Below are 11,917 nucleotides of genomic sequence, written 5' to 3'. Positions count from 1 at the left end.
TCAGGGGTGGCCGGGCTTGTCGCCGTAGAAGTCACGACGCTTGAACATGAACTTCATGTCGCCCTGCAGGAGGATCTCGCCGTCCTGGTTGGTCGTCTCGGAGTCGATGACGACGAGGCCGGCATCCTCGCGGGACTCGAACTCCTTGGTCTCCGTGACCTCGAACTCGGACTGGATGGTGTCGCCGATGGTCAGCGGGTTCGGGACGTCCATGTAGTTCATGCCGAGGAAGGCGATGACGGTGCGCTCGACGAAGCCACAGCGCTGGACCATCCCTGTCGTGAGGATGAACGTCATCGGGCCGTGACCGATGCGCTCGCCGAAGGGCCCCTCCTCGGAGTACTCGGCGTTGGTGTGGAGTTCGGTCCAGTCGTCGGCGAACATGGAGTGGAAGACGAAGTCCGACTCGGTGACGGTCCGGCCGGCGCTCTCGAACGTCATCCCTTCCTCCATGTCCTCGAAGTAATGCGGTTCGTAACTGTAGACCATGAGCGACTGGTTCACCCGGTGCCCGTATAAATGGTACCCCGTCTACACGCGGGCGACGTGTGTCTACTGTCCGGTTCCCACGGCCCCGACCCCGGGGCCGTGACGGGTGCAGGTTCAGTGCTGCTGCGTCTCGTAGGCCGGCTCGTCGTAGCCTGCCTGGCGGCCGCCGCTGCGGGAGCGCTCCCAGTCGTCCTCCCAGAGGACGTGTGCGAGGAAGCCGCCGGCCGCGCCGAGGCCGATGGTGTAGATGGCCCCGATGACGGCGATGATGGCGAAGAGGAACAGCATGAACACGACCCCCATCGCTGCATCGGCGCCACCCAGCGCCCCGAGGAACCCGAACCCGACGAAGAACACCCCGACGAACAACATCGGGATGAGCGAGATGGCGCCGGACGCGGCGCCGATCTTCAGGCTCCCGTTACGGCGGGTGTCTCGCTCGAGGTAGCCCGAGATGAGGCCGCCGAGGACCGGCGAGAAGGGGACGAACGACAGCACGATGGCCGCGACCCCCCCGATTGCGGCGTTGATCCAGAACCCGTTCTCCGAACTGCGCTCGTCGAAATTGAGTGCCATATCGTTCATATCCCCCTCTCGAAATATAAAGATACGTACTGGTCACATGCTGGCACGGTGGGCGGACCGGCCCGCGTGTAGACGGGGTGGGCTATTTCACTGGGGCGGGTGAACCCCCCCGTATGCGTGATGCGTACGTGGTCGGGGCGGGCCAGTCCGACTTCGGCTCGTTCCCCGACGAGAGCTACCGGTCGCTGTTCGAGACCGCCTTCACGGCGGCGGTCGAGAGCGTCGACCGCGGTATCGACGCGGACGACTTCGACGAGGCCGTCGTCGGCACACTGGGTGTCGGCGGTCGCCAGCTGGGCCTCTCCGGGCCGGCCGTGACCGAGCACGTCGGCCTCCACGGCGTCCCGACGACGCGGGTCGAGAACGCCTGTGGCGCCTCCGGGTACGCGGTCCGGCAGGCGGTCCAGGCCGTCAAGTCGGGGATGGCCGACGTGGTGCTGGCGGGCGGGGTCGAGATCATGACCGACATGTCCAGCGACGCCACGAAGTACTGGCTGGGCGTCTCCGGCGAGACCGAGTGGGAGCGCCTCTCCGGGACCACCTTCGCGGGCGTGTACGCCCAGATGGCCAGCGCCCACATGGCCGAGCACGGGACGACGACGGAACAGCTCTCCCACGTCGCCGTGAAGAACCACAGCCACGGCGCAATGAACCCCCACGCCCAGCTCGGCTTCGAGTGCTCGCTGGAGGACGCGATGAACGCGCCCACGGTCGCGGACCCCCTCACCCTGTATCACTGCTGTCCGACGACCGACGGGGCGGCCTGCGCCATCGTCGTCAGCGAGGACGTGGTCGAGGAGTTCACCGACGAGCGCGTCCGGGTCGCGGGCGTCGGCGCGGCCTCTGACCGCGTCGGGCTGTTCCAGCGCGACACCTACACGAACGTCCCGGCGTCGAAGATGGCCGCGGACCGGGCCTACGAGATGGCCGGCATGGACCCGACGGAGATGGACTTCGCGGAGGTGCACGACTGCTTCGCCATCGCGGAGCTGATGGCCTACGAGGACCTCGGGTTCTGCGAACCGGGCGAGGCCGGTGAACTCGTCGCCTCCGGCGCGACCGATTACGGCGGCGACGTGGTCGTGAACACCTCCGGCGGCCTCAAGTCCAAGGGCCACCCCATCGGCGCGACCGGCGCCGGGCAGGTGGTCGAGGCGTTCAAGCAGCTGACCGACCAGGCCGGCGAGCGACAGGTCGAGGGCGCGACCCGCGGGCTGACCCACAACGTCGGCGGGAGCGGCGGGGCCGCGGTCGTCCACCTGTTCGAGCGCGAGGGGCCGGACGGCGCCGCCGCGGACGAGGAGGTGAGCGCGTGATGACGAACGGGTTCCGCGCGGTCGCGGGCTACGCGCCCCGGTTCCGCATCACGTCGGACGAGTTCGCCGAGGCGTGGGGACGCTTCGAGGCGGGCGGCATCGACGAGAAGGCGGTCGCGGGCGCGGACGAGGACGCCCTCACGATGGCCGCCGAGGTCGCCCGGGACGTCCTGCACGCGGACGGGACCGACGGGGACGACGTCTCCTACCTCGCCTTCGCGAGCACGACGCCCCCGATGGCCGAGGAGGACCTGACGGCCCGCCTTGGCGCGATGCTCGGCGTCCCCGAGACCGCGGCCCGGCGCTCCTTCTCCGGCAGCACCCGCGCCGGCACGCAGGCCCTGCTCGCGGCCATCGACGCCGACCTCGGCGACGGTATCGGCCTCGTCGTCGTCGCGGACTGCCCCCGCGGGCACCTCGACGACGCGGTCGACCACGCCGCCGGGGCCGGCGCGGCCGCCTTCGTCGTGGTCGACGAGGGCCTCGCGCAGGTGACCGACCGTGCCGAGTACGCCACGCCCTACCCGGGCACCCGGTTCCGTGAGACCGGCAGCGACCGCATCGAGGGGCTGGACGTGACGAACTACGACCGCCAGGCCTTCCGCGAGGTCGTCACCGGCGCGGCCGCACAGGTCGAGGCGCTCGACCCGGACGCCGCGGCCATCCAGTCGCCCGACGGCCGGCTCCCGTACCGCGTCGCCGGCGGCCTCGGCGTCGACACCGACACCATCGCGGCCTGCGCGACCGTCCACGAGCTGGGCGATACCGGCGCCGCGAGCGTCCCACTCGGCCTCGCGACGGCGCTCGCGGACGACGACCAGCAGACCATCCTCGGCGTCAGTTTCGGCAGCGGTGCCGGGTCGGACGCCCTCGTCCTCGAGTGCGAGGCCGGCCTGCCGTGTTCGCTCCGCCTCGACGGCGACGAACCCCTCAGCTACGCCGAGTACCTCCGCCAGCGCGGCGAGGTCACCTCCGGACCGCCCTCGGGCGGCGGTGCCTACGTCTCGGTGCCGTCGTGGAAGCGGAGCATCCCGCAGCGCTACCGGCTCGAAGCCGGGCGCTGTCCCGAGTGCGAGGCGCTCAACTTCCCGCCGGAGGGCGCCTGCAGCGAGTGCAACACCCTGGGCGACTACGAGCCGGTCGAGCTGGCAGGAACAGGTACGGTCGAGGCCCTGACGACCATCTCGCAGGGCGGTGCCCCACCCGAGTTCGCCGAGCAGCAGGCGAAGGCCGGCGACTTCGCGGTCGCCGTGGTCGCACTCGACGGCCCGACGTCGGGGTCGGTGAGCGCCCCGGCGCAGGTGACGGACGCGGCACCCGACGCGCTCTCCGTCGGCGATCCGGTGGAGACGGTCATCCGCCGCATCTACACGCAGGAGGGTGTGACGAGGTACGGTTTCAAGATTAGACCGCAGGACTGACTCCGCTCCCGCAGCGCCCCTTCTCCAGGGAGCGAACGAGATAAATCGGGAGACCGGTCGGTTCGGTCGCTACCGCGGTTCAGACTCGGCCTCGGGCTCCGGACTCGGGACGATCTGCCCGGCCGGCAGCAACGCCACGCACGCGACCGCGACGACCACGTGCATGAGCATGAGGACGATGACGCCGGCGAGCGTCGCCGCCTCGTCAGCGACGAGCAGGCCGAAGTCGGGGATGAACGACAGCGCGAGTACGGCGACGACGATGCGCTTGAACGTCCGGTCCGGGTTCTCGACCCGGGTGGTGAGCACCCAGTAGACGAGTGCGGCGCCGGCGGCCCCGACCACGGTCAGGAACAGGACCGGCGGGTACGCGAGCGCCATGAACCCCGGCGCGACCGACAGGGCGAGCGCGATGGCGAGCAACGCGGCGTTGCCGACCATCGACGCGACGATGGCGAGGACGACCCGGACAGGGTAGCCGTAGGGGGCGACGGTTCGACGGACAGCGGTGAGTGCGGTATCGAGTTGCATGGCGGATGTACGTATTCTGACGGCATAAGATGACGTGTCAGTGCTGGCGCTAACTTCCGGGGAACCACCTTCCCCGAGGTTTCTCCGTGGGGAGCACGTTCCCGGGTAGGCAGCGTGTTCCGGGGTGGTGGGTACGTTCCGGGGTGGTGACGGGGTCGCCGCGAGGTAATCACCCTCGCGTGCCTACGTCACTCAGAGAACATGGGCCGCGAACTCACGCGCCGGCAGAGCCTCGGCCTCTTCGGGGCCGGCGCGGTCGCCCTCGGGGTCGGCGGCGGCCTGGTCGGCGACCGCCTCACCCGCTGGGACTGTGCGACCGGGCCGCTCACGCGAGTGGCCACGACGGTCCTCGGTGCCGAGTTCACCGGGCTGTACCTCACGGACGACGGGACGCTCTTCTGCAACGTGGCCCACCCGGATGCGAGCAACGAGAAACCGTACGACTGCGGCGGCATCGGCGTCTTCGAGGGAGTGGACCTGACGGCGCTCCCCGCGACGGTCGACGCGCTCACCTACCCCTGGACCCGGCAGGGCAAGCGCGTCTTCCGGTCGTGCATCGGGGCCCATCGCGTGCTCTGCAACGGCGGCGACCGGCTGGCGACCGGGGAGCGCATCGGCGTGACGTACGCGGCGGACGGAACCGAGCTCACCGACGCGAGCAAGCCGGACTTCAACGGGTTCGTCGCCTTCCCCGACGACCCGTCGCAGGGCTACCTCTACACGGCGTGGGAACACATCCCGGCGGCGGTGAGCAGGCTGCACCTCCAGCGGACGGGCGCGGGCTGGCAGGTCCGGGGTGCCGAGAACCTCGACCTCCGGGCGCTCGACGGCCTCTGGAACACCTGCTTCGGGACGGTGTCGCCGTGGGGCACACCACTGCTCTCGGAGGAGTACGAACCGCCGGCGGCGAACTGGTACGCGGGCACGACCTGGAAGGACGCACACCTGCAGGTCGAACGCTACCTCGGCCGGCCGGGGAACCCGTACCGGTACGGCTGGATCGTGGAGGTGACCGAGCCGCTGGCGCGGACACCAGCACCGACGCGCCGGTTCGCACTCGGCCGGTTCTCCCACGAGGCCGCGGTTGTCATGCCGGACCGGCGTACCGTGTATCTCAGCGACGACGCGGCCGGCGGCGTGCTGTTCAAGTTCGTCGCCGACGCGCCGGGCGACCTCTCGGCGGGGACGCTCTTCGCCGCGAAACTCACGCAGGACCCGGGAACGGACCCGGCGACCGTCGGGTTCGACGTGGACTGGGTTCGGCTGGCGCACGGACGAGAAGCCGAGATCGCTCGCTGGGTCGCCGAGTACGAGGGGCAGGAAGTCGGCGACACGCAGGGCACCGCTGGCGAGACCGACTCGCCCGCCCGGTACCTCACCCGCGACGACGTACAGGCGTGGGCGGCCGGCGAGGCCGCCGACGACCGCGTCGCGTTCCTCGAATCCCGGCAGGCCGCCCTGGCGAGGGGAGCGACCGCCGAGTGGAACAAGATGGAGGGCGTCAACGTCCGCCCCGGCGCGGAACCGGGTGACTTCCTCTACATCGTGGTCTCCGCGGTCCGGGGGACGATGCGCTCGGCCGACGCAAGCGGGTTCGACGCCCGCCCCCGGGACGACATCGTGCTGGACCGTCACCCCTACGGGGTGCTGTACCGGGCACGGCTCGACACCGACTTCGACGTGGCCCGCATCGAGCCCGCGGTCGCCGGCTCCCAGACCACCTTCTGGGGGCCGGACAACGTCGTGGTGCTCCCGGACGGGCGCGTCCTCGTCGGAGAGGACGGCCCGCACGCACCGAACCAGCTCTGGCTGTACGACCCCGAGCACTGACCCCGAATCTGGCCGTCGTCGCGGCCCTGTCAGGCACTGACAATCATACGCTTGCCTGCCGAAGCGCCAACGTTTACGGCCCTCGCCCGAGCGGTATCGTTCATGAAAGTCTGTGTACTCGGAGCAGGCACGATGGGGCACGGAATCACACAGGTCTGCGCCATGGCCGGCCACTCCGTCACGATGCGCGACATCGAACAGGAGTACGTCGAGAACGGGATAGAGGGCATCCGCAAGAACCTCCAGGGCGGGGTCGACCGCGGCAAGGTCACCGAAGCCGAGATGGAGGAGACGCTCGACCGCATCGATACCGCGGTCGACCTCGACGAGGCGGTCCCGGGCGCGGACATCGTCGTCGAGGCGGTCCCGGAGAAGATGGACCTGAAGAAGCAGACCTTCGAGGACGTGGAGGCACTCGCGGGCGACGACACCGTCATCGCCTCGAACACCTCCTCGCTCTCGGTCACGGAGATCGCCAGCGCGCTCGACCACGACCAGCGCGCCGTCGGACTGCACTTCTTCAACCCGGTCCACATCATGCAACTGGTCGAGATCGTCGTGCCGGAACAGGCCAGCGAGGACACCGTCGAATTCGCCCAGGAGTTCGTCTCCGGTATCGACCGCGAACCCGTGACGGTCCGGGACTCCGCCGGCTTCGCGTCCTCGCGTCTCGGCGTCTCCCTCGGCGTGGAGGCCATCCGGATGCTGGAGGAGGGCGTCGCCTCCCCGCAGGACATCGACACCGCGATGGAACTCGGGTACAACCACCCGATGGGCCCCATCGAGCTGGGTGACGTGGTCGGGCTCGACGTGCGTCTCGACATCCTCGAGTACCTGCGCGAAGAGCTGGGCGAGCGCTTCCGCCCGCCGCAACTGCTCAAGCAGAAGGTTCGCGCCGGCAAGCTCGGCAAGAAGACCGGCGAGGGCTTCTACGTCTGGGAGGACGGCGAGATCGTCGGCACGAGCGGCGACTGGGGTGACGACTGATGGGTGAGGACGCGACCGACGCGGAGTCGGACGGTGCCGACGCCGTCGCGGCCGCCGAGGAGTGCGACCTCGTGGACGTCACGGTCGGTGACCACGCCGAGGGCGTCGGGACCGTCGTCCTGAACCGGCCGGACTCCCGGAACGCGCTGAACGCCCAGCTCCGGCGCGAACTCAAGTCGGTGCTCGACGCGGTCGAGGCCGACTCCGCCATCCGCGTGGTCGTCCTCACCGGTTCCGACGAGTCGAGTTCGTTCGTCGCGGGCGCGGACGTGACGGAACTGCGCGAGCGCGACGCCATCGAACAGCGCGACGCCTCCAAGCGCCCCCGCGTGTACGAGTACGTCGACGACCTGGAGAAACCGGTCATCGCCCGCATCAACGGGCACTGCCTCGGCGGCGGCTCCGAACTCGCGCTCGGCTGTGACGTGCGCATCGCACAGGAAGGCTCGAAGCTCGGCCAGCCCGAGATCAACCTCGGTATCATGCCCGGCGGTGGCGCGACCCAGCGCCTCCCCCGCCTCGTCGGCGAGGGTCAGGCCATGCGGCTCATCCTCTCTGGCGAACTCATCGACGCCGCGGAGGCCAACGACATCGGGCTCGTCGACGAGGTCTACCCCGAGGAGGACCTTGACGAGCGCGTCTACGACCTCGCCGGCCAGATGGCCGCGAAGTCCCCGCTCGCACTCGAGATCGCCAAGAAGGCCGTCAAGGCGGGCTCGCGGATGGGCCTCGAAGAGGGTATCGAGTACGAGGCCGAACTCTTCGCGCTGCTGTTCGCCAACGAGGACAAGAACGAGGGCATCGACGCGTTCTTCGAGGACAGAGAGCCCGAGTGGCAACCGCGCTGAGGGCCCCCCTCGCGGCAATCGCCCGTTCGTGTGAATTCGTTGAATAGTTCAGAAACGCCCGAGACCGTTCAAAGCCTCTTCTCGATTCTTCTTTCTGCGTGCACCGCGTGAAAGCACGGGTGCGTCGTACCCGCGTGACGCCCGTGTGAACGGCGAAAACGGTCCACAACCGTAGTCCCCCTATATGTTCGGTCCCTGCCAGTCTCGATGTGATGAGAGGTGCTTTCCCGACCCACGGTCCGGCTGCTGGGGGCAGCGGACCCGACGGCACTCGTGGTGTGACACACCGGGACGAGCGAGGGCAGTCCGCCATCCTCGCCGTCGTCCTCCTCGTGGGCATCGTCGCCATCGGCTCGGTGTCCATCGTCGTCCTCGGTGGTGTCGCCCTGCAGGAATCGAAAGACGATGCCGAGGACCAGCGCATCGAGCAGGTGTTCGTCCAGCTCGACGAGGGCGTCGACTCCGTCGCCCTCGGTGGGGGTGCGACCCGGCAGGTGGACTTCGACATCAGAACGAAAGAGGGCGCCGTCTTCCGGAAGAACACCGGCCGCATCGTCGTCTCCGCCAACGGGACAGAGATAGCGAACGAGTCCTTCGGCTCGATAGAGTACAGGCGGGACGGCAGCGTCTACGCCTACCAGGCTGGCGGCGTCTGGCGTGGCACCGGTGGCGACGCCAGCATGGTCGCCTCGCCGCAGTTCCACTACCGCGACGGCACGCTGAACCTGCCAATTCCGACGGTCAGTGGCGAACAACAGCTCTCCTCCGGCGTCGTCGAGATATCCAAGAACCAGACGATGGCCCCGGTGAACAACGTGGGCTACGTCGAGGGCGAGCTCGTGACCGTCGAGATCCAGAGCAAGTACTACAACGGCTGGGCCCAGTACCTCCGGGACCGCACCAACAACGTCGCCGTCTCGGTCGACGACGCGAACGAGACGGTGCTGGTCAAGCTCGGGCGGCCGATGGCGGACACCAACTTCACCCAGGGGGTGTACGCGACCGGCGGTGCCGATGGGGATGTGACCGTCGACAACGGCAGCCCACAGATAAACGGGCCGGTCCGGGCGGAAGGGAACATCTCCACGGGGGGAAGTGGGAACATCACCGGGACGACGCAACAGAACGTCGAGTCGGACCTCTCGGAGATCGACATGGTGATCGAGACGAAGGTCGACACGGCGAAGAACAGTAGCTCCATCACGACAGTCGACCCGGCGACGACCGAACTGAAGGACGGAAAGACCTACTTCGCGGATTCGGACGTCGTCGCTGACAGTCAGTCCATCGACGTCGACCTCGGGAACGGTGACGTGACGCTTATCCTGAACGGAAGTCTCTACCTCGAAAAGGAGGACCTGAACATCAACAACGAGACGGGCAACGCCTCGTTCAAGGTCTACATGACTGGCGACTACGGGATGAAAAAGAGCGTGGCCGGCGAGGAGGACGAGCCGGAACGCCTGCAGATATACGGGACCTCCGAGACCACCGTCTACATCACCGGCGGGTCGAACACGGAGTTCTACGGGACCATCTACGCACCCCGCGACGAGCCGGCACTCGACTCGAACGAGGCGAATCCTGTCTACGACCGCTACAAGAATGCCGACACCTGCGATGGCTGGGACGTCTGCATCATCCAGGGTGGCTCTGAGATCCACGGCGCCATCGTCGGCGGCCCGACCAAACTCGGCCAGAGCACCGAGATGACCTACGACTCCAGCCTCTCGACGCTCGACCCGGACCTCCAGCTCGAAGACGGCCTGTTCCCGCCGCCGATCACGTTCCTCCACGTCTCGGTCCACGAGGTGGAACTGGAGGACGGTGAGGACGATAACGAACGCATCGTCGTCGCCGACCACGCTGGCGCGGCGGTGGCGCACTGAGGGCGTCGGGCAGCATCTCTTCTCGTCGGTCGCAGTCAGCGACGACCGGGTTTCCTCCTGTTACGAGGATGTTCTTCGATTGACCAGTTCCACCGAGTACGTCGGACAGGTCACGACGGTTCGACTGCCAGTCAGGTCTCGGCCGACACGGACGAAAGAATGTTGCGGCCATCTACCGGCAACATTCAGCACGCCTTGAACGTCTCTTAGGGCCTTTCAAAGATTTCCTGAGGATTTCTTTCTGAAATTGTGTATTGAGTTTACTCCAGCAACGGGTGTCTCATTCAGGAAATATAGTAAAAAATTCGATTTCTATTTACGTGTCGGGTGCAATTCCTTTCACGATGATACGTCCCTCATCCACAGGGGTGGGCACCCGGGGGGGACAGGTGACCGGACAGGCACGCGGTGGGGACCGCAGTCAGACAGCAGTGGTAGCGATGGTGCTGCTCATCGGTCTCGTCACCATCGGCGTCGTCTCGATCCTCGTCGTCGGTGGGCTGACGCTCGAGGAGCAACAGCAAGAGAGCGAGACCAAGCGCATCGAGTACACGTTCCTCGAACTCGACCGGACCATCGACTCGGTCGCGCTGAGCGACGACGGCTCGGACCAGGTCGACTTCGCGCTCGGGTCGCGCGACGGGACCGTCCACCGGGAGAACACAGGTCGCATCACGGTGACCGCGAACGGGAGCGAACTCGCGAACCAGTCCTTCGGCTCCATCGAGTACCGCAAGGGCGAGACGGTGTACGCGTACCAGGCCGGCGGCGTCTGGCGCGGCACCGGCAACGAGACCGTCATGGTGGCAGCGCCGCAGTTCCACTACCGCGACGGCACCCTGAACCTCCCCATCCCGGTGGTCTCCGGGGAGGAGCGGCTCTCGAACGGCGTCGTGAAGGTGCGAAAGAACGGCACGCGGTCGCCCGTCAACCGGGTCGGCTACGTTGAAGGGCAGCTCGTCACCGTCGAGATACAGAGCGAGTACTACGCCGGCTGGGCCGAGTACCTCCGCGAGCGGACCAACGACGTCGCCGTCTCGGTCGACGAGGCGAACGAGACGGTCATCGTCAAGCTCGGGCGACCCCTCATCGACGGGAACTTCGCGCAGGGCGTGTACGCGACCGGCGGCGCCGAGGGCGACGTGAAGGTCGACGCGAACGGGAACGCCGGGGGCATCACGGGCCCGGTGAAGGCCGAGGGTGACATCGACAAGAAGAAGAACAACTCCATCAACGGCTCCGAGGAGCCGAACGTGAACGCGGACCTGACCGAGATCGACCCCGCCATCGAGCGCAAGGTCGAGGCCGCGAAGGACGACCCGAGTATGCCGCGGCCGAACCCCCTGACCGAGGAACTGGACCAGGGCAAGACCTACTACGTCGACTCCGACATCGTCTCGACCGGTGACGACATCGAGGTCGACCTCTCGGGCGGGAACGTCACGCTCATCGTCAACGGGAGCATCGCGCTGGAGGACGGCGACATCGAGATAGACAACCCGAGTCCGGGGACCGCGTTCCGCGTCTACACCACGGGCCACTTCGGCATGAAGAACGGGCAGGGCGGCATCACCGGCAAGGCGCAGCACCTCCAGGTGTACGGCACCTCGGACATGCAGGTCGGGTTCACCGGGGGCAGCACCGCCTTCTACGGCACCATCTACGCGCCGCGGGACGAGCCGGCACTGGACCCCGGCGAGACCAACGTCGCGACCATCGACACCAAGACCAAGTGCGACGGCTGGGACGTCTGCATCGCGACGGGGAACAGCAACATCGAGGGCGCCATCGTCGCCGGCCCGACCTACGTCGGGTCGAGCACGGGCCTGACCCACGACCCGAGCCTCGTCGGGACCGAGCCCACGCTCCAGCTCGAGGACGGCCTGTTCCCGCCGCCGATCACGTTCCTGCACGTCTCGGTCCACGACGTCCGGCTCGACGACGGTGACGAGGACGAGCGCATCGTCGTCGAGGCCGCCTGAGCACCCGGCGGGACATGTTACGTTCTGCTACCAATCTCC

At 67.9% G+C, this 11,917-nt stretch carries 10 protein-coding genes; 7 read left to right on the top strand and 3 right to left on the bottom strand.

The annotated features are described in order from the left end of the window. Nucleotides 1-489, bottom strand: a complete 489-nt coding sequence (locus NOV86_RS02645) for a MaoC/PaaZ C-terminal domain-containing protein (RefSeq protein WP_267639677.1) — start codon at nt 487-489, stop codon at nt 1-3. 114 nt (nt 490-603) lie between these two features. After that, a complete protein-coding gene (locus NOV86_RS02640; RefSeq protein WP_267639676.1) occupies nt 604-1,065 on the bottom strand; it encodes a DUF5518 domain-containing protein in 462 nt (153 codons plus the stop codon). A gap of 122 nt (nt 1,066-1,187) precedes the next feature. On the opposite strand from NOV86_RS02640, the gene NOV86_RS02635 reads away from it, so the two are divergent. Both NOV86_RS02635 and NOV86_RS02630 read left to right on the top strand, forming a co-directional pair. Continuing rightward, entirely contained in the window at nt 1,188-2,390 is a 1,203-nt protein-coding gene (locus tag NOV86_RS02635; protein WP_267639675.1) for a thiolase domain-containing protein, read from the top strand. After that, the gene (locus NOV86_RS02630) at nt 2,390-3,811 is read left to right on the top strand and encodes an OB-fold domain-containing protein (RefSeq protein ID WP_267639674.1); all 1,422 of its coding nucleotides are present in this window, start codon (nt 2,390-2,392) and stop codon (nt 3,809-3,811) included. Before NOV86_RS02635 ends, NOV86_RS02630 begins: the two co-directional genes overlap by 1 nt. A gap of 69 nt (nt 3,812-3,880) precedes the next feature. On the opposite strand, the gene NOV86_RS02625 is transcribed toward NOV86_RS02630, so the two are convergent. Continuing rightward, entirely contained in the window at nt 3,881-4,342 is a 462-nt protein-coding gene (locus NOV86_RS02625; protein WP_267639673.1) for a DUF6069 family protein, read from the bottom strand. A 201-nt stretch (nt 4,343-4,543) separates the two neighbouring features. Between NOV86_RS02625 and NOV86_RS02620 the strand changes: the two genes are divergently transcribed. The 5 genes from NOV86_RS02620 to NOV86_RS02600 all read left to right on the top strand — a co-directional run bounded on the left by NOV86_RS02620 (nt 4,544) and on the right by NOV86_RS02600 (nt 11,878). After that, nucleotides 4,544-6,172, top strand: coding sequence for an alkaline phosphatase PhoX (locus NOV86_RS02620; protein ID WP_267639672.1), 1,629 nt, complete (start codon nt 4,544-4,546; stop codon nt 6,170-6,172). A 102-nt stretch (nt 6,173-6,274) separates the two neighbouring features. Then, nucleotides 6,275-7,159 (top strand): 3-hydroxyacyl-CoA dehydrogenase family protein, encoded by an 885-nt coding sequence (locus NOV86_RS02615; RefSeq protein WP_267639671.1) that lies wholly within the window; start codon nt 6,275-6,277, stop codon nt 7,157-7,159. Further along, nucleotides 7,159-8,007, top strand: a complete 849-nt coding sequence (locus tag NOV86_RS02610) for an enoyl-CoA hydratase/isomerase family protein (protein ID WP_267639670.1) — start codon at nt 7,159-7,161, stop codon at nt 8,005-8,007. The genes NOV86_RS02615 and NOV86_RS02610 overlap by 1 nt, the downstream gene beginning before the upstream one ends. A 278-nt stretch (nt 8,008-8,285) precedes the next feature. Further along, nucleotides 8,286-9,896, top strand: a complete 1,611-nt coding sequence (locus tag NOV86_RS02605; RefSeq protein ID WP_267639669.1) for a DUF7289 family protein — start codon at nt 8,286-8,288, stop codon at nt 9,894-9,896. 344 nt (nt 9,897-10,240) lie between these two features. Further along, nucleotides 10,241-11,878 (top strand): DUF7289 family protein, encoded by a 1,638-nt coding sequence (locus NOV86_RS02600; RefSeq protein WP_438266704.1) that lies wholly within the window; start codon nt 10,241-10,243, stop codon nt 11,876-11,878. The last annotated feature ends 39 nt before the right edge of the window (nt 11,879-11,917 follow it).

The sequence above is a fragment of the Haloarchaeobius amylolyticus genome, assembly GCF_026616195.1.
Taxonomy (GTDB): domain Archaea; phylum Halobacteriota; class Halobacteria; order Halobacteriales; family Natrialbaceae; genus Haloarchaeobius; species Haloarchaeobius amylolyticus.
The sequence above is the reverse complement of the archived record's forward strand: the minus strand, read 5'-3'. Positions and strand labels throughout refer to the sequence as shown.